Below are 19261 nucleotides of genomic sequence, written 5' to 3' on the forward strand. Positions count from 1 at the left end.
TCAGGCGTGTTGGTGCAGGCGCAGCGTGCGGCTCGCGTCCTGACGCGGCGTTTTGACAGCGCCTTGCAGCCCGCGGGGATCAACAGCGGGCAGGTCTCGCTGTTGATGTCGATCGATCAGGCGAAATCACCAAGCCTGGGCGCCATCGCGGCGCTGTTGGCGATGGACAGAACGACAGTGACGGCAAACCTCAAGCCGCTGGAGCGCCGCAAGCTGGTCAAGACGAGCATCGATGAGAGGGACGGGCGGGTCCGCATTTTAGCGTTGACGCCAGAAGGCCGCGCGGTGCTTGCCGAAGCCTTGCCGATATGGCTTCGGCTGCATTCCGCGATTGAAGCCCGCTTGGCAGAGCCCATGCGTCTGAAGGCTGATTTGAGCTTGTTGTCGGAATGATCATGCGACGAGCCGCGTCGGCATGTCTCCAGTCGCCGCGATACGGCCGCTCCGATAATCCGGGGCGACGTCAGATCGACAGGTCGCCCGTTTCCAACTGACGCTGAAGCTTGATCGCGCGGCGTGCCGGATCTATCTTTCGAGCGTCGGGGCGTTGCAGGCTCCCGGCGCCTCAAGACGGTTCCCCGTCCAAGTCCTGCTCGCGGTTGGCGTCTTCGCGCGCGGCCGGAGCACGATTGAATGGGAGCCGTTTTTTCATGTCCGAATCCAGAACTCGCCTTGGCCGCGTCGCCATTCTGTGGCGGGGCGATGAAGCGGAACGCCGCAGCGCCATAGGGGCGACCAGCCGCTTCAAGGCCGTATTCGCGGCGCTTGCGGATGTCGGCGTCAACGCCGAACCCGTCGTCTACGAGGACGAGGTTGTGGACGCCGTTCGCGCAGAGCTCGCCAGGTTCGATGGCGTGCTCGTCTGGGTCAATCCGATCCATGAGGGGCGAAACCGCTCAAAGCTCGACGGGTTGCTGCGCGAGGTCGCGGCGCGTGGCGTCTGGGTGAGCGCTCATCCCGATGTCATCCTCAAGATGGGCGTCAAGGAGGTTCTCCATCGGACCCGGATGATGAGCTGGGGTGGCGACACGGCGCTTTATCGAACAGTCGAGGCGATGCGCGCCGAATTTCCAGCGCGGCTTGCGGCCGGACCGCGCGTGATCAAGCGCAATCGCGGCAATGGCGGCCAAGGCGTCTGGAAGGTCGAGATGCCGGCAAGTCTTGAGATGCCGGCAAGTCCCGCCAATCGGCCGATGGCGCGCGTGCTGGACGCCACCAAGGATGTTTCGGAGGAGCTGGCGCTGGATGCGTTTCTGGAACGCTGCGTCGCGTATTTCGACGACGGCTGTGTGATCGATCAGGCTTTCCAGGCGCGTCTGAGCGAAGGCGTGGTGCGTTGTTATATGGCAGGCGATCGCTGCGCCGGCTTCGGGCATCAGAAGGTCAAGGCTTTGGTGGAGGCGCCGGCGGAGCGCGCGCAGGCCGGGCCGCGGCTCTACACATCCAAGGCCGAGCCGCGCTTTCAGCGTCTGCGCCGGTTGATGGAAGATGAGTGGACGCCACAGCTCACCACATTGCTGGGCATCCAGCAATGCGACCTGCCGATGATCTGGGACGCAGACTTCATGCTCGGCCCGCCGGGGGAGGACGGCGCCGATGCTTACGTGCTTGGCGAGATCAACGTCAGTTCGGTGTTCCCGATCCCCGAGGAGGCGCCTGCCGAGATCGCCAGCCGCGTCGCCGATCGGCTACGTTCGAGGCTTTGAACGGGAGGGGCCGGCGGTTGTGACCGCTGGCCGCATGGCGCAGCGCCCTCGCAGAGGCCGCTTGCTGGCGACGGCTTACTGTCCGCTCCTGGCGCCGAGCCGGAACGTTGTATCGCCGCCGCTGTTCGCCCGTGTCGTTGTGGGGGGAGGCGGCTCGCACCGTCTCGGCGCCTACTCAGCGCTCGGCATCCCGCGCCGCAGCCGCTCGTTCTCCAGGCGAAGCTGTGCCATCTCGTCGCGGACCGGTCCCAGGACGACCTCCAGCTCCGCTTGCGTGAAGCGCGGCGTAATGTGCTGGGGACAGTTCCAGTCGAAAGCCTCGACCGAGATCAGGACGAGGCGCTCGACGCGACCCGCATAGCGCGGCACCGCCAGCTTTTCCGCGAGCGCGGTGTCGTCCGCGGCGTCGATGATGCGCATGCGGCCGAATATCTTCAGGCGCGGCTGACGCGCGTAGTCCATCAGAAACACCGACACGCGGTCATTCGCCTGGACATTGCCGGTCGTGATGTACTGCCGGTTGCCGCGGAAATCCGCATAGCCCAGCGTCTGCTCGTCAATGACCCGCAGGAAGCCAGCCGGCCCGCCGCGGAACTGGACATAGGGCCAGCCGGTCTCGGAGACGCTGGCCACATAGAAGCCGTCGCGGGCGGCGATGAACTCCTGCTCGGCGCTGCCCAGTCGGTCGTTGTGGACGACCTCATCCTGATGATCGATTGCGCCCGCACGCATGGATCGGGGGGCGCTGCCATAGCGCTCGCGCGCAGCCCCGACCGATGGCGTCGAAGCGATCTCGAGATATCTGTGACGCATCATGCACGCTCCAGCTTCACCGGGGTCGGCACCATCACCGGCGCCACGTCAGACCGATCAGGTCTGCCAGGCCCAATCCGCCACTTGCCAGCGCGGTTGCCCTCGGTCGGAGACGATGCGGCCGAGGCCCGGGAAGGGCATATGCGTTGCAGCGATCAGGGCGCCTTCCGCCGCGGCGAGCGGAAAAAATCGATCGCGCATCGCCTTTGCCGCAGCGCGGTCCTGCTCGAACAGGAAATTCACATCGGTTGCAACCGGATGCACCACTGGGAAGATCATGTCGGACACCATGATGAGGCTCTTGCCGGCATCCTCGACCCGCACCCCGATATGGCCGGGCGTATGGCCGGTCAGGTCGACGATGGAGATGCCGCGAGAGATCTCGCGCGGGCCGTCGATCGCCTGCAGCCGCGGGTAGAGGCGCACGACATCCGTCGACATCCGAAAGCTGGTCTGCAGATAATCGGGGGCACCGTTACGCTTTGCCGGGTCGGTCCAGTGGGTGACGTCGCGCCGATCGATATACAGCTCGGCATTGGGAAAGTTGTTCTGCCCGCCGAAGATGAGACCGCCCATATGGTCCTGATGCATGTGGGTCACGATCACGGCGTCGATCTGGTCGCGGCGCAGGCCGAGCGCTGCAAGGGCCTGCGGCAGCGCGCCCGTCTGCCCGATCGAGCCGGCAGGCCCGGCATCCAGCAGGACCCTGCGCTCGCCATCCTCGATCAGATACTGGTTGAAGACGAAGCGGACGCCGCTGGCACGGGCAACGAACTGTGCGGTTGCCGCCTGTTCGACCTCGGCGGCCGTGCGGCCAGGGAAAAACGTGTAGGGCATGTCCGCATAGCCGTCGGTCAGCGCCGTCACGGTGAAGCGACCGATCCGGATCTGCGCCAGGGGCGTCACACTGGCTGCCGCGGGAACCGCGGCCACGCTTCGGGCTGGGGTGACGAGTGACAGAAGACCGCCGCCGACGATGCTGAGAGGAAGGCCGCTCGCGACGGCGCGGCGGGACAGGTTAGACATGACTTGCTCCGTCTGATCACTGACGCGACACAGGACATGCCCTCCGGACCGGCCCCTCCCGTCTGATCTCAAAGCTAGAGCCTCTATCGCAGACGTAGTATCCTGGGGTTTCGGGAGTTTTCCTCCCACTGCATGGGAGGAGAGATGGACCGGCTCGAGGCCATGTCGATGCTGCTGGCCGTTGTCGAGGCCGGCAGTCTTTCGGCCGGAGCGCGGCAGTTGCGTGCCCCGCTCTCCACAGTCAGCCGCAAGATTGCTGGGCTCGAACAGCATCTGGGCACCCGGCTGGTGATCCGCACCAGCCGCCACATCGCTCTGACGGAGGCCGGCCGCGCCTTCGTCGCCGCGTCCCGGCGCATTCTCGGACAGCTGGAGGAAGCCGAACGAGAGGCCGCCGGCGAGTACAAGGCGGCACGCGGCGCGCTGCATGTCACCGCGCCGATCGCTTTCGGGGAGCGCCGCCTGTTGCCGATCGCGCTGGATTTCCTGGCAGCGCAGCCCGAGATCAACTTGCGGCTTACGCTGACCGACCAGCAGATTGACCTGGTCAACGAGCATATCGACGTGGCCCTGCGTATCGGGCATTTGACGGACAGCGCTCTGATCGCCACGCGAGTGGGCGATGTGCGCCGGGTCATCTGCGCCAGCCCTGCCTATCTCGCCCGTCGCGGCGTGCCGCGGCTGCCGGAGGATCTGGCGCAGCATGATGGTATTAGCTTCCAGGGTTTCGCGACATCGCCTGAATGGCGCTACCGGCGAGACAGCGCGGCCTTCACCGTCGAACCGCACCCAAGGCTGGCCGTCAACACGACGGAAGCGGCCATCCAGGCCGCCCTGGCCGATCTCGGGGTCATCCGCGTGTTGTCCTATCAGGTCGCAGATGAGTTGGCGTCCGGCCGACTGCAGGTCCTCCTCCCGGATTTCGCGCCAGAGCCGCTTCCGGTCAGTCTCGTCTATCCGGAGGCCGTGCCGTTGCCACTGAAGGTCAGGTGTTTCCTGGACTGGACTGCGCCGCGCCTGCGGGCCCGGATGGCGGAGCCATATTGAGGGCCGGCAAGGGGCATCGGCCGCAACTGCGGTCACAGCATTGGGCCGCGAGACGCGACGGAGCCTCAGCCGCGCCGCGCCGCCTCGATCGCGGCGACATCGATTTTCCCCATGGTCATCATGGCCTCAAAAGCGCGCTTGGCCTCATCGCCGCCAGCCGCCATGGCGTCGGTCAGGACGCGCGGCGTAATCTGCCAGGAAAGCCCCCATTTGTCCTTGCACCAGCCGCAGGCGCTCTCCTGGCCGCCATTGCCGACGATGGCATTCCAGTAGCGGTCGGTCTCCTCCTGATCGTCGGTGGCGATCTGGAACGAGAAGGCTTCGTCATGCTTGAACGCGGGACCGCCATTGAGGCCCAGACACGCGACGCCGGCAACCGTGAATTCGACCGTCAGCACGTCGCCCGCCTTGCCGGAAGGGTAGTCGCTGGGTGCACGGTGGACGGCGCCGACAGCGCTATCGGGAAAGGTCTGCGCGTAGAACCGGGCGGCAGCCTCGGCATCCCTATCGAACCAGAGACAGATCGTGTTCATTGCCATGACGCGTCCTTTCGCTGTGAAGCCGATTTCCGGCCCGATATCCCCAGCCGCTGTCTTCTTAAGTCAGGGTGCCAAGCGCCTGTCTTCGCCCAAGCGCTCGTCTTATCCGGGCAGCGCCTTCACGCCGTGGCGAGTTGCAGCGGCGATTTTGCCGGGAACGGCCTGAAGGTGGCCAGCACCAGCGTTGCCGCCAAGCCTAAGCCCCAGGACGCGACGTACAGCGGCGCATAGCTCCCGAAATTGTCGTAGATCAGGCCGCCGAGCACAGGCCCCGTCGACATGCCGAGGCTGCCGGCCATCGCGGTTCCACCGATGATCGTGCCCATCATCCTCTGCGGGAAATTCTCGCGGATGATAACGGCGTAGAGCGGCATCGTGCCGGCGTAGATGAAGCCGACCAGGACGGCCACCGCATAGAAGCTGCCGAGCTGGCCTGCGAAGGCATAGGCGAGCACGCCGAAGGCCTGGGCCAGCAGCCCGGCGACAAGCACGCGCTGCGCCCCGAGCCGGTCCCCTGCAAGGCCGAAGCCGATGCGGCCGAACATGCCGGCCAAGCCTTCGACGCTATAGATCGAGACGGCCGCGACCATCGGGATGCCGCAGGTCACGGCATAGGCCACCGTGTGGAAGATCGGCCCGGAATGCGTGGCGCAACAGAAGAAATTCGCCAGCATCAGGGTGATGAATTGCGGCGAGCGCACCGCCTGGCCGACCGTCATGCCAGGCTCCGCCGCGTCGTTGGATGCCTGGGCCGGCTCATCATCCTGCACTGGCGGCCGGCGCACCAGCAGCGCAGCCGGGATCATCAGTGTGGCCGCGATGCCGGCGATGATCAGCATGGCGCCGCGCCAGTTGTGGATCGTGACCAGCCAGGCCGCGAGCGGGGCCATGGTCATCGGGGCCATGCCCATGCCCGCTGAAACCAGCGAGACCGCCAGGCCGCGCTGCGTCTCGAACCAGCCGGTGACGCAGGCCATCATCGGCGCGAAGACGGCTGCCGTCGCCGCCCCGACCAGCAGGCCGAACAGCAGCTGGAATTCGATCAGCGAATTCGCCCGGCTGGCGAGGGCAAGGCTCGCTGCGAGCACGACCGAACCGGTCAGGACCACGGGGCGCGGCCCGAACCTGTCGGAGAGGCCGCCCCAGACCATGCTGGCGGCCGCCATGGCGAGAAAGCCGATCGTCATGGCGGTGGAAATGCCGGTCACCGACCAGCCCGTGTCCTGCGCCATCGGCCGCAGGAAGACCGGCAGCGAGAACATGGCCCCAACCGCGGCGCAGCCGAGCAATCCACCGGCGCCAACGATCACCCATCGATAAGGACGGTTCATGCTGATCTCCTGGCTATGCATGACGGATCGGTCCTGGCGGCGTGTGTGCCGGCCCTGGCATCGAGCCGCGCCTGCCGCGTCAGCCCTGCGGCTTCCAATCGGCTGATGGAATGGTGTTGACCATCCAGGGGATGCCGAACTTGTCGATCAGCGAGCCGAAGCCCGGTGACCAGAAGGTCTCGCCGAAAGGCATGACCGCCTTGCCGCCGGCGGAGAGCTGCTCGAACCAGCGCTGGCCTTGCGCCTTGTCCGTGCTGTGCAGGGTGACGTCGAAGCCGTTCTTCGGCTTTTCGATGTTGGGCGCCCAGGCGGCATCCATATCGGCGCCCATCAGGGCCTGATCACCGACCTCCAGCCAGCAATGCATCAGCCAGCTCTTATACTTCTCGTCGGTGATCGGCATGCCGGGAGGCGCGTCGCCATAGGGAAACGCAGCGGTGATCTTGCCGCCGAGAACCGTCGCGTAGAATTCGAAGGCCTCCCGGCATTGCCCCTGAAAGCTCAAGCTGGTCACGATCTTCATGGTCTTCTCCCTGTTCGATCCAAGCCCCTGTTCGATTCAAGTTCTTGTTCGATCGAATCCCCCCGTCCGATCCAAGCGTCGCTGCGGATCGGCACGGACATCGATCGATGCTCGCTTTATTTAGTTGATATCAACCTATATAGTAGCCCGATGTCAACCCACCTGATGCACGCTGAAACCGAACCTTCCTTTGAAACGACGCTCCTGGTGCGCGATGCCTGCCTGTGCCTTCACGCACAACGGGCGGCCCGCGCGCTGGCACGGCGCTTCGATCTGGCGCTGAAGCCTGTCGGCATCAGCAGCGGCCAATTCTCGCTCCTGATGTCGCTGAACCGTCCCAAGCCGCCAAGCCTTGGCAGTGTCGCCAGCCTGCTGGCGATGGACCGGACGACGCTGACCGCAAACCTCAAGCCGCTGGAGCGCCGCGAACTCGTCGAGACCAGCCATGACGGAGCGGACCGGCGGGTCCGCCTGCTGTCTCTGACAGCGGCCGGCAGAGCCGTGCTGACCAAAGCCGTGCCGATCTGGAAGGAGCACCACGCGGCGATCGAAGCCGAATTGTCGGACTCAGGCCGTCTGCGTTGCGATCTGGTTCTGCTATCCCGATGAACGAATCTCTGCTGACCGGCGTCGAGCCGGTGTCAGCCTATGGCACTGAGCGCCGCGATGGGCTCGGCACGCATCGATATGTCCGGCCCAATCCGTCGCCATCATTGCTATAAGGAGCGCGCATGCCGGAGATATTCCGGCAGGGCAGGAGCAGATCATGACCGACCGATTTGAACGGCATCGCCAGCCCTGGACCTATGAGGAACTCGAGAAGCTGAAATTGCTCGCCAGGAAGGGCATGGCGCTCAAGGCGATTTCGAAAGCGATGACCCGCAGCGAGGAATCCATCAAGGACCGCGCCAAGCTCGACGGCATCGCGATCGCCAAGCTCCGTTAGAGCGTTTTCGAGCGGCGCAAGCGAGACGAGAACAGCAGGCCGCTTGCTCACCTGCTGCGCGTGAGCCCCAGCCCGATGTGGGAGGCGGGCACACGCTAACCCGCTCATTATGAACGGTTATTCATGGAACAGGCGATCAAGCCAGCCGTTTAGATTTGCGGCGGGGGCACATCAAAGGGAGAAGAACCATGATCAGGAATCTTGTTCTGGTTGCCGCGCTCGCTGTTGTTCCCGCGACGGCATTTGCGCAGTCGAACTCGGGCGCGGCCGGTGGAGCCGCGAGCGGCGCGGCCACAGGCGCTGTCGGCGGCGCGATCGTCGGCGGACCTGCGGGAGCAGCCGTGGGTGCAGTCGGCGGCGCTGCTGCGGGCGCGATCGTCGGCGGCATTGCGGCCGACCAGCGCACCGAGTTCCGCACTTATGTGACGCAGCAGAAGGTACCCTCTGTGGCGTATCGCGAGAAGGTTGTCGTCGGCGCCACCTTGCCCGAAACGGTGACCTATCGCGAGGTTCCCACTCGCTACGGCAAGACCGAATATCGCTACACCGTGGTCAACGACAAGACCGTTCTGGTCGAGCCGAAGACCCGCAGGATCGTTCAGATCATCGAGTGATCTACAGGAGCCCACCCCTGTCGGGGTGGGCTCTTTCGATCGGGTTCCATGCCGCCGCGGACGTCGCCTATGGGCTGGATCGGATCAGTGTCTGCAATGGCCAAGCCAGGCTCGCCGCCGTGGCGATAAGCAACGACTGTTGCGACGAACGGCACCTGTCATGGCCGCCTGAAGCCGGGCATGCCCGATGACCACAATCTGGGCCGGTAGCAGGTGCATCCGTATGGCGCCGAATCGGGGAAGGACTGCGAGGGCATGCACCTACCTGCGGCTTTCGGGCGCCAGTGCGTCGCGCCGCTCCCACCCGTAGAATTCGCTTTCCCACCCGGCTCATGGCCGCATCTGCCAACGCAGCTTGCGCTCGACTGGAACCATTCCTGCGCCTTTGGGTTCTCCTGAGTTGCCCAGGAATGGATTTGGAGCGCTCGACGGTATGACTTCGCAGGATGACGTGACGCAAGATCGCTATCGCCTGTTGATCGAGGCGGTCACGGACTACGCGATCTACATGCTTGACCCAGATGGCAACATCGTCAGCTGGAACGCGGGAGCACGGCGTTTTAAGGGCTATGAGGACCACGAGATCATCGGGGAACACTTCTCGCGCTTCTACACGCCGGAGGATCAGGCGGCCGCATTGCCGTCGAGGGCGCTCAAGATCGCACAGAGCGAAGGGCGGTTCGAGAACGAGGGCTGGCGCGTCCGGAAGGACGGGACCCGCTTCTGGGCCCATGTCATCATCGACCCTATCGTCCATCCCGTGAGCGGACGCGCCCTGGGCTTCGCAAAGATCACGCGCGACCTGACCGAGCGCAGGAAGCAGGACGAGGCCCTGCGGCGCAGCGAGCAGTCCTTCCGGCTCCTCGTTCAGGGCGTGACCGACTACGCCATCTACATGCTCGATGAGCAAGGCACCGTCACCAACTGGAATGCGGGCGCGGAGCGCATCAAGGGATATCGGCCCGACGAGATCATCGGCCGGCATTTCTCCGTCTTCTACACGCAGGAGGAGCGCGAGGCCAAGGTCTGGGAGCGGGCGCTGGCGGTAGCGCGCTCCGCAGGGAACTACCAGACGGAAGGGTGGCGGGTTCGCAAGAACGGCGAGCGCTTCTGGGCCAGCGTCGCGATCGATCCAATCCGCGACGATCAGCACAACATCATCGGCTTCGCCAAGATCACCCGCGACATGACGGAGCGACGCCAGGCCGAACAGGCCCTGGAGGCCGCACGCGAGGCCCTCTACCAGTCCCAGAAGATGGACGCCCTCGGCCAGCTGACCGGCGGCGTCGCCCACGACTTCAACAACCTGCTGAATGCCGTCGTCGGCAGCCTGGAACTGCTGCGCAAGCAGGTGACGGACGAAAGGCAACTGGGGCTGATCGAGAACGCCCTGAAGGGGGCCACCCGTGGGATAACGCTGACCCAGCGCCTCCTCGCCTTCGCCAGGAAGCAGGATCTCCAGGTCAGCTCGGTGAACGTCTACGAGCTCGTCGCCGGCATGACCGATCTTCTGAGCCGCTCTCTCGGGACCTCGATCGAACTGGAGACGTCCTTTCCGACAAGTCTCAAGCCGGTCGCAGCCGATCCCAACCAGATAGAGCTCGCCGTTCTGAACCTTGCCGTGAATGCACGCGATGCCATGCCCGAGGGCGGCAAGATCACGATCTCGGCTAAGAACGAGACGGTTCCCGCAGGGAGCGCCGGTTCGCTGCAGCCCGGCGAATATGTCCGCTTGGCCGTTACTGACACCGGCGCGGGAATGGATCAGGAAACCCTCGCGAGGGCCTCGGAGCCTTTCTTCACTACCAAGGGCATCGGGAAGGGGACGGGTCTCGGCCTGCCTATGGTAATGGGCACGGCGGCGCAGCTGGGCGGTCGCCTCGAGCTCGAGAGCCGGGTCGGCGAGGGTACCACCGCCGCGCTGTGGCTCCCGGTCAGCCAGCCGTTGTCAGGGTCGCTTTCAGATGCTCCGGAAGCGAATGCCGAGCCTGCCAAAACGACCCCGTCGATCAGGGTCCTGGCGGTGGACGATGATGCCTTGGTCCTCATGAACACGGTCGCGCTGCTAGAGGATCTGGGGCATGAGGTCGTCGAGGCCGGTTCCGGGCGCGAGGCGCTCAGGATGATGGGCGAGGACGCGGCCTTCGATCTCGTCATCACCGACCAGGCGATGCCGCACATGACGGGGAGCCAGTTGATCACCGAGTTGAACGACCGGTGGCCCGGCATCCCCATCATTCTCGCGACCGGATATGCCGAGTTGCCGGACAGTCTGCCGGCACATGTCAAGCGCCTGTCAAAGCCGTTCTGGCAAAAGGACCTTGAAAGGGCCATCGCGGATTCGAACGCGGGTCAGCCGCGGCGTTAGGGGCGCGACTTCGGCGGCCGCGCTTGAGCCGAGGAACGTCGCGTGAAGCGAGCCCCGCCGGGCCGTCTCGACGAGGTCGAGGTGGCTGCGCTGCAAGGGCGGTCGAAGCTCCGCTCTGAGCGCACCTTCTTTCGCAGCGGGTTGCGCGCCCCCTTTACCTCTCGCAGGCAAAGCTCGTCGCTTGGTCGGCGTCGCCGCCCCGATATCGGGGGTAGCCCGGATACTCGCAGAGGGGGCGGGTCCGGCCCGGCTTGAAATGCGTGTCCGTCACGACTGGAGAGGTCGGCGGGGTGCCGCCAGCGGACCACGCATCCAGTGCGCCGAGAGCGTCCCAGCTCGGATTGAAGGTGATTCCGAAGCCGCTATGGGCCGTGCCGGGCAACTCGTAGAACCGCAAGAACTGGGAGACGGCCTCACGGCCCATGGTGGCGACGACGCGCTCGTAATATTCGACCGACGCTTGAGGCGGCACGATCTGGTCGGCGAGACCATGCATCAAGATGATCTTGCCGCCGCGCTTTTGGAAGCTGGAGAGATTTGTGCTGCTCATGTCGAGCAATCCGGCGAGCATGCTCAGGCGATCCTGCCACTCGCCCGGTTTTTCAGGGTCGATATTCTGCCAGCTTCCCTGCGGGTTTCGCGTGACGAAAAAGCGCGCGTACTGGTCGGCGAAAGCATGAAGGAACGGCGTGCCAGGAGCGGCGGGATAAGCGGGGGCAACCTTGCCGAGCCCCTGCGCCAGGACGCCCTTGGCGAGGTCGTCGGTTTCCCGCCAGCCAAGGTCCACGCCCCAGATATAAAATCCCGGATAGCCCTTTTCCCCACTCGCGAGCGCTGCGTCGAGCTTCAAGGGGGAGCCCATGACTTTGAGGGCAGCAATCTGGATGTCCGAGAGGCAACTATCGCGGTCGACGGCATCTGCCAGACAGCGCAACGGTCTGCCGGCGACTGTGGCCTTGTCGGGGTCGAAGGTCTGTTGGCATGCGCGGGCATTCGAGATCACGCCATCCCGGATGCCATCCAGTTCGTCGCAACTCTCCAACGCGGCGTCCAGGACGAGCTTGCGCTGGGGCATCGACAGATAGGCGCCAGGCGCAGCGAAGGCGCGCGCGATGCGGCCGAACTGGAGATGGGCCGTGCCAATATGCGTCGCCGGCCAAAACACCATGGCGCCGTCGAGGTCATCGGGATATCGCTGGATGAGGCCCAGCGCCTCCTTGCCTCCGTTGGAGCTGCCATGGAAGTAAAGCTTCTCTTGCGGCCGCCCGTAACGAAGCTTGATCAAGTGCGCGGCCACGTCTCGCGTCTTCTTGACGGCGTCGAACGCGTAGTTTCCCAGCGCCTCATCGTTCAAGGCGAAATCGCCGCGGTTGGCGCCCTCATGTCCGGAATCGCCGCCGAAGGTGACAAAGCCACGCGCGAGCGGGATCGGCATGTCGGGCGGCTGCAACCGTAGGGTTCCGCTCGTGCTGAGGATCACGCCGTTATAGCCACCTCCGCCATACATCAGCGCCTTGCCGTTCCAATGCTCCGGAAGATTGACCTCGACCTTGATCGGCGGCGCCTTCGGGTCGAGGGAGGCAATCTCCAGCAGAACGCGGCAGAATGCGCCGACCGCCTTGGCGCCTGTGCCGGAGGCCGGCTGCGCCGCCACAGACGTGACCTTGGCCCCGCTCGTTGGCAACGGCGTCACGCTTGCCGGGATGGAAAGCCCGGCAAGTTCGTCGCAGGCGATCGGCTTCGTCTCGGCTGCCGGCGCCTGGGCGACCTGGTCGGCCCGAGCTGTCGAGGACAACCCTGCGATCAACGCCACGAAGACGGCAGCGTGGCGCATAAGCCTATGATATCGCAACATGGTATACCTCCCTGCTAGCGAGTGTGTGGCCGGGTGCGAAGCCGACCGATGGTGTCAAGCACGCTGGCACGTCGGGGGGCAAGGCTCCGCCGAGCGCTTATCTGAGTAGATGGCCCGGCACGACGTTCGGCCACCTTGTGCAGGGCCGGCAGCAGCGTCCACGTCTCCAATCCCACTCGGATCTCGCACCTCTCGACCCGGGCTGCCGGCTCACTCGATCGAGATCCCGTTCTCTTTCACGACCGCGGCCCATTTGGTGATCTCCCGCCCGATGAACTGCGCGTAATCCTCCGGGCTGCCGCCGCCGGCCACATAGCCGCCTGCCGCAAAGCGCTGCTTGATTTTGTCCTCCTTGAGGACCTCGTTGGCGAGCTTGTTCAACGTTTCTACGATCGAGCGCGGCGTCTTGGCGGGCGCCGACAGCCCGAACCAGCCTTGCGCTTCAAACCCCGGGAAACCACTCTCGGCAACAGTCGGGACATCGGGGTAGAGGGGGGTGCGGCTGGAACTCGTTAAGGCAAGCGCACGGATTTTTCCGCCCTGGATATGTGGAAGCGGGATATCAGCGTTGACGATGCCTACGGAAACGTGCCCGCCCAGAACATCGGTGACGAGCGGAGCTGCTCCGCGATAAGGGACATGCCGCGCCTTGATCTTCGCGGCGCCCTCGAGCATCGCCAAGGAGAGGTGCCCCGATGACCCGGTCCCCGGGCTTGCGAAGGAGAGATCGCCGCCAGATCGGCGAGCTCCGGCGATGAGTTCCTCCAGCGTTCGTATCGGCGAATTTGCCGGGACGATGATGACGTTTGGTGTCAGGGCCAGCAGGCAGATGTGTTCGAAGTCCTTGGTCGAGTCGTAGGGCATCCGGGCATAGAGCGAGTGGTTCATGGCGTTCTGGCCGTTGCCGGACACAAGGATGGTGTAGCCATCGGGCTCTGCCTTCGCGACCGCCGCGGCGGCGATGTTGCCGTTCGCGCCGGGCCGGTTCTCGACCACAAAGCCTTGGCGCAGGCGCTCGGCAAAGCGTTCAGCGAATAGTCGCGCCACAACGTCGGTGCTGCCGCCCGCGGGGAACGGCACCACGAAAGTCGATGCGCGCTCAGGCCACACCGCGGCGCTTGCCCCTCTTGTCGCAGCGACGGCGACAAGGGACAGCATGAAGGTCCGCCTCCTCATGAGCATTCTCTCCTCCCATTTCTCTTTTTTGATGGAGCTGCTGCCGCTGTCGGTTAGCGGCAGGTCCATGTTTCGCTTCGCCATGGCTCCAGACGCGCCGCATCGAGGTCGAGCCCCGTTCCCGGACGGTCAGGAATTTCAAGCGTGCCAGTCGCCGTGGGCCCGACCGCGCCCTGGAGCGAGAGAAGAGGGTTTCCGGAGATGTCGACCTCGACATAAGGGTAGGGCGCCGGACCACCACCCCGCCGCGCCGGAAGCAGGCTGGCGACCTGCAGCGCCGCCTGATGATTGACGATCGTACCGAACACATGAGGCATGATCGGTAGTTCGAAGGCCGCCGCCAAGGCTGCGATCCGCAGGAACCCGGTATAGCCGCCACAGACCGTGAGATCGGGCTGGAGAACGGACATCGAGCCCGCCAGCAGGACCTCGCGAAATGCCCCCGCGCTGGCGAGCGCTTCTCCCCCGGCCACCGCAGTGGAAACCGCCTTGGCGACCTCGGCATAGCCCGCGATGTCTTCCGGTCCCACCGGCTCCTCGATCCAGAGCAAGTCGGACGCTTCCATCCGGCGAGCCGAGGCGATGGCGGCGCGAGCCGTATAGGCCTGGTTGATGTCGACCATGAGCCCGATCTCCGGGCCGACCAGCTTGCGAACTTGCGCCAGCATCGCTCCGTCAGCTCGCGGAGAGACGCCCGCGCGGGGCTTCAAGGCGCGATAGCCTTCCTTCAGAGCCCGTTCGATCTCGTCCGTGTAATGTCCGTATGGGTCGTTCCCTTCCGTGATGAAAGGGCCGCTGCCATAGGCGAAGACCTCGCTGCGAAGCCCGCCGCCCAACATGGCGGCGACGCTGACGCCGCGTTCTTGCGCAGCGAGGTCGCAGAGAGCCATATCGAGCGCGGAGATCGCCATCATGGCAGGCCCTCGGCGATCATAGCCCAGGTTGGCGACCATATTCTCCCAAAGTGCGCGGTAGCGCGCCGGCGCTTCTCCGATGACGATCTGCGCATAACGCGAGCGAATGAGAGCGGCGGCCGCGTCCGGAGACGAAAACACCTCGCCCCAGCCACTTTTGCCGGTGTCCGTGACGACTTCCAGCAGAAGGAAATCGCGGCGACGGATCATGGTCCGGGCGTTGCCGATCGCCGGCGCTGGAGCGAAGCCGACATGATGGCCGCGGATCTCGGTGACTCTCATCGGCTTCCCACTCACGCGAACGATCGGGAACGATCTTGACGCCGAAGGGTTCATGCTCGCCAATACAAAGATCGCCTGACTTAATGTCCGTGGATTATGACATTCGACTCCCGTGAACTCTCGGTGCTTCGTGCCGTGATCGAGAAAGGCAGCGTCACTGCAGCGGCCGCGGCGCTGAACGTGTCGCAGCCGGCCGTGAGCCGTACGCTGCAACAGATCGAGGAGCACATCGGCATCGTCCTGTTCCGGCGCGAAAAGCAACGACTGCATCCGACGCGGGAGACGGAACTTCTCTACGCAGATGTCGTGCAGGCGGTGTCTTCCATCGAGACCGTTTCCCGGCGCGCCCGCGATCTCAGGGAGGGTCGAACAGGCGCACTGAGGATTGCCACGATTGCCGCATTCGCGAACTCCATCCTGCCTTATGCCATTTCGCGTCTCCGAAGCAGGAAGCCCGGCGTCGAGTTCGTCGTCGAGATCCTCACGGCGCGTGACGTTGCCCAACGTGTGGCCAGCTTCAAGAGCGAACTCGGACTGCTCATCGACGCGGCGGCGGTTTCGGGAATCCTCCTGGAGGATCTCTGCACTTCGCGCTTTGGCTGCGTCCTGCCGAGCGGCCATGCTTTGGCGCAGAAGCCGTACCTCACGATCGACGATCTGTCGCCGCAGCCGATCATCTGCCTCGACCGGGTGTTGCCGCTCGGAGCGCTTGCCCACCGAATCTTCGAGCGAGCCGACCTCCAGCTGCGGCCCGCCGTCGAGGTCTCACAATCGAACATCGCCTGCGTGCTCGTCGAGGCTGGCGCAGGCATCGCCTTGATTGACAAGCTTGGCGTCCTGGGGCGGTCGGGCTCCGACAAGCTGGCTTTCGTCCCGTTCTTCCCCACGGAGACGATTGTCGGACGGCTCGCGCTTCCCGTCGGAGCGGCGCAGAGCGCTTCATCGCTGGAATTCTGCGCAGCACTGCGAGAGATCGTGGCCGAGCTGGCTGCGACAGACAGCGGCTTCTCGACGCCGGCGCTGCTGGCCTGAGCCTGAACCAGACGAGGTAGCGTTCGCACGATGGCGGGCGCATTGGGCCGTCGAGGTCATTGCGAAACCTCGCCGGTTGTCCGGCGAAATTCTTCGGAGGCCTCGTCGAGGAAGACATAAAGCGCCGTGATCCTGCCATCGCGGACGGTGATGACGTCCCAGCCGGTGTACTCAGGCGTCGCACCGCGCGGGCCGGAGCCCCAGGCCAAGCGGCCGGCGTTATGAAGAACCTGTGGCTTGCCAATCGGTGTATAGACATAATCTGGATGCGTCGCCCGCAGATCGCCGGCAAACTCGCCGATCGCATCGTGCCCGACGATCGCACCCGGCGGCACGTAAAGAATTCCGTCTTTTGCCCAGAGTTCGCTGATCGCCGCGCGACGGCGCTCGTTGTCGCCTTCGCCGAAGATCTCCTGAAGGTTCCTTTCAAGCAACTCGCGGATACGTTCTGCGGATTCGTTCGTCTGTATCATGAAATACCTCCCTTATGGCCTGAACCGCTGGCCTGGATTGCGCCGGAGGCGCGTGATTGATTCAGATCCGAGCTTGGCCGCCGTCGACGAAGAACTCAGTTGCTGCGAATGCCGCCCGCCATGAGAATACCCAAGCAGTCCGTCACTCCCCTGGAAGGAATGACGAATGATTGTCTCGACGAGATTTCGATCGTCAAACCGTAAGTCCGAGACGCCTTGCTCTCGGACGTGCGGTTGGAGGTGGGTCATCCGAGCTTCAGCGCAGCAGCCAGGTTTTCTAGGACGCCGAGCTGCTGAAGGACGACCGATGGAAGATTGTAGCAGTGGAAGGAGGTGACCTTGCCCTCCCTCAGGTGGAACACGTCGCAGCAGGGCGCATCCATTGTCTTGCCGGTCGGCGCCAGAACCCCGCCAGCTATATGAAAGTCGCCCTTGTGCGTTCCTTGCAGAGCCAGCTCGACGATGACCACATCGTCCTTGACGTAAAATTTGTAGAGCTCGCGATGCATGTCGGGGAACGCCGCCACCATCGCATCGACAGGCATGCCGATGTCCTTGCCATAGTATTTGCGGCCGCCTGGCACATCGTAGAAATAGCCGTCATCGGCGAATAGAGAGACGAACTTGTCCGTGTCCTTGGACGAAGCCTCGGCCACGGCATACAGCGTCCGGATGGTTTCTTCATTGGTCGGCATGACTGGATGAGCCTGTTCGATCGAGTTTGAGGGGGAGAGGGCTAGCGCCAGGTGCGGTTGCCCGATTGGGGCGAGCAACTCAGATTTGCGCCTGGCCGCCATCGACGAAGAGCTCGATACCGTTGACGAAGCTTGCGTCATCGGAGGCAAGGAACAGAACGGCCTTGGCGATTTCCTCGGGCTGACCGACTCGTCCCGCAGGGATCAAGCTGGCGAGATAGTCCTTCGTGCTCTGCGCCTGCTCGCCGCCGCCGAAGAGCTCATTGAGTCCCGCCGTCTCGGTCACGCCGGGACTGATCGCGTTGACGCGGATGCGCCGGCCCTTGAGGTCCAGAATCCAGTTTCGGGCAAAGTTGCGCACTGCGGCTTTTGTGGCGGAGTAGACGCTGAAGGCCGGCGTGCCGGAAATGCTTGTGGTCGAGCTTGTCAGAATAACCGACGCCCCATCCCTCAGCAGTGGCAGGGCTTTCTGGACGGTAAAGAGCACGCCCTTCACATTGGTGTCGAAAGTGCGCTGATAGTGCTCCTCCGTGATCGCGCCGAGAGGAGCCATTTCGCCGCCGCCGGCATTGGCGAAGACCACATCGATCTGGGCGTGTTTCTGCTGGATAGCATCATAGAGCCGATCAATGTCGGAAAGGCTCGACATGTCCCCGCGGACACCAGTGACATTGCCGCCGATCTGTTTGATCGCTGCATCGAGAGCATCCTGCCGGCGGCCTGTGATGAACACCGACGCGCCTTCGGCAGCGAATGCCTTGGCGGTCGAAAGGCCGATGCCGCTGGTCCCACCCGTAACGACCACAACCTTGCTTGAGAACTTACTCGTCATGGTCAATCTCCTGAAAGCGTGTTCGCGGCGACGCGCCGCTGTGCTTCAGAGATGATGCAAGAACGATAATGCGTGTAGTCGCCAATTGCGGCACTCATCGTTCCATGCAAGGGACGATGATGAAGATCGATCTCAACGACTATGCCTACTTCGCCGAGGTCGTGGCCCATGGTGGGTTTGCGCCGGCCGGCCGGGCGCTGCGCGAGCCCAAGTCAAAGCTCAGCCGGCGCGTCGCCGCGCTGGAAGATCGGCTCGGACTACGCCTCATCGAGCGCTCAAGCCGGCGCTTTCGCGTGACCGATACCGGCCTGGCGTTTTACGACCGGTGCCGGGCGATCATGGCGGAGGCGGAACAGGCCGAGGCACTCGTGATGCAAGCCCAGGCGGAACCGCACGGCCGCATCCGCTTCAGTTGTCCCACCGGCATGGTGGAGCCGATATCGAGCCTGATATCGTCGTTCCTAGCCAAATTTCCCAAGGTGCGGCTGCAACTCGTGGCGACCGACCGGCCGGTCGATTTGATCGCCGAGCGCATCGATCTCGCGCTGCGGGTCCGGGCGGCGCTGACGAGCGACGCTGCTTTGACGATGCGCACGCTCGGGCTGTCAATGCGCATTCTCGTTGCCGCTCCAAGGCTTGCGAGCAAGGTCGCAGATGTGGAGCAGTTGACGGCACTGCCGACCCTCTCGACCAGCGATGACGCGGACGATCTCGAATGGCATCTGGAGGCAAAAGACGGGCGCAGCCGTTCCGTGCGTATCGTGCCGAGGATGGGTTGCGCCGATATGATGGCCGTTCGCCGTGCTGCGATCGACGGGTTGGGTGTCGCGATCCTGCCGGATCATGTTTGCCGTGACGCGCTTTCCGATGGGCGCCTGGTCCAAGTATTGCCCGCCTGGCATGGTCTCGAAGGCATCGTGCATCTGGTCTTCACAACCCGGCGTGGTCTGCCACCTGCGGTTCGGGCGTTGATCGACCACCTCGCCATCGGATTTCAGAAAGAGGCGGCTGCGAAGCCAGCGAGCTGAGGCTCGCCTTCCGTGGCACTGCCGCGCAAACACCGTCAAGCATACGACCCGGCTTGGCTGG

General features: G+C 64.3%; 20 protein-coding genes. 9 read left to right on the forward strand and 11 right to left on the reverse strand.

Translation table 11 applies throughout. The features are described 5' to 3' along the window. Positions 1-6 precede the first annotated feature (6 nt). On the forward strand, positions 7-393 hold the full coding sequence (locus tag J2Y55_RS15560) for a MarR family winged helix-turn-helix transcriptional regulator (RefSeq protein ID WP_310154843.1): 387 nt from the start codon (positions 7-9) through the stop codon (positions 391-393). A 257-nt stretch (positions 394-650) separates the two neighbouring features. Next, positions 651-1706: a Cj0069 family protein gene (locus J2Y55_RS15565; protein WP_310155323.1), complete on the forward strand. Its 1056-nt coding sequence runs from the start codon at positions 651-653 to the stop codon at positions 1704-1706. A 171-nt stretch (positions 1707-1877) separates the two neighbouring features. On the opposite strand, the gene J2Y55_RS15570 is transcribed toward J2Y55_RS15565, so the two are convergent. Beyond that, on the reverse strand, positions 1878-2519 hold the full coding sequence (locus J2Y55_RS15570; protein ID WP_310155326.1) for a pyridoxamine 5'-phosphate oxidase family protein: 642 nt from the start codon (positions 2517-2519) through the stop codon (positions 1878-1880). Positions 2520-2576: 57 nt separating this feature from the next. Next, complete coding sequence (locus tag J2Y55_RS15575) at positions 2577-3545, reverse strand: MBL fold metallo-hydrolase (protein ID WP_310154846.1); 969 nt, start codon at positions 3543-3545, stop codon at positions 2577-2579. A gap of 144 nt (positions 3546-3689) precedes the next feature. Here J2Y55_RS15575 and J2Y55_RS15580 point away from each other — a divergent pair, with 144 nt between their 5' ends. Next, on the forward strand, positions 3690-4592 hold the full coding sequence (locus J2Y55_RS15580; RefSeq protein WP_310154849.1) for a LysR family transcriptional regulator: 903 nt from the start codon (positions 3690-3692) through the stop codon (positions 4590-4592). A gap of 65 nt (positions 4593-4657) precedes the next feature. Here the strand turns inward: J2Y55_RS15580 and J2Y55_RS15585 are convergent, their stop codons facing one another. The 3 genes from J2Y55_RS15585 to J2Y55_RS15595 all read right to left on the reverse strand — a co-directional run bounded on the left by J2Y55_RS15585 (position 4658) and on the right by J2Y55_RS15595 (position 6985). Next, the gene (locus J2Y55_RS15585; RefSeq protein ID WP_310154853.1) at positions 4658-5131 is read right to left on the reverse strand and encodes a VOC family protein; all 474 of its coding nucleotides are present in this window, start codon (positions 5129-5131) and stop codon (positions 4658-4660) included. 119 nt (positions 5132-5250) lie between these two features. Continuing rightward, the gene (locus J2Y55_RS15590) at positions 5251-6462 is read right to left on the reverse strand and encodes an MFS transporter (RefSeq protein ID WP_310154856.1); all 1212 of its coding nucleotides are present in this window, start codon (positions 6460-6462) and stop codon (positions 5251-5253) included. 79 nt (positions 6463-6541) lie between these two features. Next, positions 6542-6985 (reverse strand): VOC family protein, encoded by a 444-nt coding sequence (locus J2Y55_RS15595; RefSeq protein ID WP_092177142.1) that lies wholly within the window; start codon positions 6983-6985, stop codon positions 6542-6544. A 165-nt stretch (positions 6986-7150) separates the two neighbouring features. On the opposite strand from J2Y55_RS15595, the gene J2Y55_RS15600 reads away from it, so the two are divergent. The 4 genes from J2Y55_RS15600 (at position 7151) to J2Y55_RS30195 (ending at position 10913) form a co-directional block, all read left to right on the forward strand. Next, positions 7151-7594 (forward strand): MarR family winged helix-turn-helix transcriptional regulator, encoded by a 444-nt coding sequence (locus J2Y55_RS15600; protein ID WP_310155329.1) that lies wholly within the window; start codon positions 7151-7153, stop codon positions 7592-7594. Positions 7595-7751: 157 nt separating this feature from the next. Beyond that, positions 7752-7931, forward strand: a complete 180-nt coding sequence (locus tag J2Y55_RS15605) for a hypothetical protein (protein ID WP_310154872.1) — start codon at positions 7752-7754, stop codon at positions 7929-7931. A gap of 188 nt (positions 7932-8119) precedes the next feature. After that, entirely contained in the window at positions 8120-8545 is a 426-nt protein-coding gene (locus J2Y55_RS15610; RefSeq protein ID WP_310154875.1) for a DUF1236 domain-containing protein, read from the forward strand. Between the two features lie 433 nt (positions 8546-8978). Next, the gene (locus tag J2Y55_RS30195) at positions 8979-10913 is read left to right on the forward strand and encodes a PAS domain S-box protein (RefSeq protein ID WP_310154880.1); all 1935 of its coding nucleotides are present in this window, start codon (positions 8979-8981) and stop codon (positions 10911-10913) included. A 154-nt stretch (positions 10914-11067) separates the two neighbouring features. Here the strand turns inward: J2Y55_RS30195 and J2Y55_RS15620 are convergent, their stop codons facing one another. From J2Y55_RS15620 to J2Y55_RS15630, 3 genes are all read right to left on the reverse strand, one after another. After that, positions 11068-12747, reverse strand: coding sequence for a tannase/feruloyl esterase family alpha/beta hydrolase (locus tag J2Y55_RS15620; protein ID WP_310154883.1), 1680 nt, complete (start codon positions 12745-12747; stop codon positions 11068-11070). 231 nt (positions 12748-12978) lie between these two features. Further along, on the reverse strand, positions 12979-14013 hold the full coding sequence (locus J2Y55_RS15625) for a Bug family tripartite tricarboxylate transporter substrate binding protein (protein ID WP_310154886.1): 1035 nt from the start codon (positions 14011-14013) through the stop codon (positions 12979-12981). Further along, on the reverse strand, positions 13998-15140 hold the full coding sequence (locus tag J2Y55_RS15630; protein ID WP_310154889.1) for a mandelate racemase/muconate lactonizing enzyme family protein: 1143 nt from the start codon (positions 15138-15140) through the stop codon (positions 13998-14000). The genes J2Y55_RS15625 and J2Y55_RS15630 overlap by 16 nt, the downstream gene beginning before the upstream one ends. A gap of 96 nt (positions 15141-15236) precedes the next feature. Here J2Y55_RS15630 and J2Y55_RS15635 point away from each other — a divergent pair, with 96 nt between their 5' ends. Beyond that, positions 15237-16172, forward strand: coding sequence for a LysR family transcriptional regulator (locus J2Y55_RS15635; RefSeq protein ID WP_310154893.1), 936 nt, complete (start codon positions 15237-15239; stop codon positions 16170-16172). Positions 16173-16228: 56 nt separating this feature from the next. On the opposite strand, the gene J2Y55_RS15640 is transcribed toward J2Y55_RS15635, so the two are convergent. From J2Y55_RS15640 to J2Y55_RS15650, 3 genes are all read right to left on the reverse strand, one after another. After that, entirely contained in the window at positions 16229-16645 is a 417-nt protein-coding gene (locus tag J2Y55_RS15640; RefSeq protein ID WP_310154896.1) for a nuclear transport factor 2 family protein, read from the reverse strand. 245 nt (positions 16646-16890) lie between these two features. Beyond that, a complete protein-coding gene (locus J2Y55_RS15645; protein WP_310154898.1) occupies positions 16891-17340 on the reverse strand; it encodes a nuclear transport factor 2 family protein in 450 nt (149 codons plus the stop codon). Between the two features lie 79 nt (positions 17341-17419). After that, the gene (locus J2Y55_RS15650) at positions 17420-18172 is read right to left on the reverse strand and encodes an SDR family NAD(P)-dependent oxidoreductase (protein WP_310154900.1); all 753 of its coding nucleotides are present in this window, start codon (positions 18170-18172) and stop codon (positions 17420-17422) included. A gap of 119 nt (positions 18173-18291) precedes the next feature. Between J2Y55_RS15650 and J2Y55_RS15655 the strand changes: the two genes are divergently transcribed. Further along, positions 18292-19200 carry a LysR family transcriptional regulator gene (locus J2Y55_RS15655; RefSeq protein WP_310154903.1) on the forward strand — a complete coding sequence of 303 codons (909 nt, stop codon included), beginning with the start codon at positions 18292-18294 and terminating at the stop codon, positions 19198-19200. The last annotated feature ends 61 nt before the right edge of the window (positions 19201-19261 follow it).

Source organism: Allobosea sp. BE125 (genome assembly GCF_031456075.1).
Lineage (GTDB): Bacteria > Pseudomonadota > Alphaproteobacteria > Rhizobiales > Beijerinckiaceae > Allobosea.

Excerpts from the sequence above, each read along its gene's own strand:
- J2Y55_RS15565 (WP_310155323.1), top strand. The coding sequence starts at position 651 with ATGTCCGAATCCAGAACTCGCCTTGGCCGCGTCGCCATTCTGTGGCGG.
- J2Y55_RS15570 (WP_310155326.1), bottom strand. The coding sequence starts at position 2,519 with ATGCGTCACAGATATCTCGAGATCGCTTCGACGCCATCGGTCGGGGCT.
- J2Y55_RS15575 (WP_310154846.1), bottom strand. The coding sequence starts at position 3,545 with ATGTCTAACCTGTCCCGCCGCGCCGTCGCGAGCGGCCTTCCTCTCAGC.
- J2Y55_RS15580 (WP_310154849.1), top strand. The coding sequence starts at position 3,690 with ATGGACCGGCTCGAGGCCATGTCGATGCTGCTGGCCGTTGTCGAGGCC.
- J2Y55_RS15585 (WP_310154853.1), bottom strand. The coding sequence starts at position 5,131 with ATGGCAATGAACACGATCTGTCTCTGGTTCGATAGGGATGCCGAGGCT.
- J2Y55_RS15590 (WP_310154856.1), bottom strand. The coding sequence starts at position 6,462 with ATGAACCGTCCTTATCGATGGGTGATCGTTGGCGCCGGTGGATTGCTC.
- J2Y55_RS15595 (WP_092177142.1), bottom strand. The coding sequence starts at position 6,985 with ATGAAGATCGTGACCAGCTTGAGCTTTCAGGGGCAATGCCGGGAGGCC.
- J2Y55_RS15600 (WP_310155329.1), top strand. The coding sequence starts at position 7,151 with ATGCACGCTGAAACCGAACCTTCCTTTGAAACGACGCTCCTGGTGCGC.
- J2Y55_RS15605 (WP_310154872.1), top strand. The coding sequence starts at position 7,752 with ATGACCGACCGATTTGAACGGCATCGCCAGCCCTGGACCTATGAGGAA.
- J2Y55_RS15610 (WP_310154875.1), top strand. The coding sequence starts at position 8,120 with ATGATCAGGAATCTTGTTCTGGTTGCCGCGCTCGCTGTTGTTCCCGCG.
- J2Y55_RS30195 (WP_310154880.1), top strand. The coding sequence starts at position 8,979 with ATGACTTCGCAGGATGACGTGACGCAAGATCGCTATCGCCTGTTGATC.
- J2Y55_RS15620 (WP_310154883.1), bottom strand. The coding sequence starts at position 12,747 with ATGCGCCACGCTGCCGTCTTCGTGGCGTTGATCGCAGGGTTGTCCTCG.
- J2Y55_RS15625 (WP_310154886.1), bottom strand. The coding sequence starts at position 14,013 with ATGGACCTGCCGCTAACCGACAGCGGCAGCAGCTCCATCAAAAAAGAG.
- J2Y55_RS15630 (WP_310154889.1), bottom strand. The coding sequence starts at position 15,140 with ATGAGAGTCACCGAGATCCGCGGCCATCATGTCGGCTTCGCTCCAGCG.
- J2Y55_RS15635 (WP_310154893.1), top strand. The coding sequence starts at position 15,237 with ATGACATTCGACTCCCGTGAACTCTCGGTGCTTCGTGCCGTGATCGAG.
- J2Y55_RS15640 (WP_310154896.1), bottom strand. The coding sequence starts at position 16,645 with ATGATACAGACGAACGAATCCGCAGAACGTATCCGCGAGTTGCTTGAA.
- J2Y55_RS15645 (WP_310154898.1), bottom strand. The coding sequence starts at position 17,340 with ATGCCGACCAATGAAGAAACCATCCGGACGCTGTATGCCGTGGCCGAG.
- J2Y55_RS15650 (WP_310154900.1), bottom strand. The coding sequence starts at position 18,172 with ATGACGAGTAAGTTCTCAAGCAAGGTTGTGGTCGTTACGGGTGGGACC.
- J2Y55_RS15655 (WP_310154903.1), top strand. The coding sequence starts at position 18,292 with ATGAAGATCGATCTCAACGACTATGCCTACTTCGCCGAGGTCGTGGCC.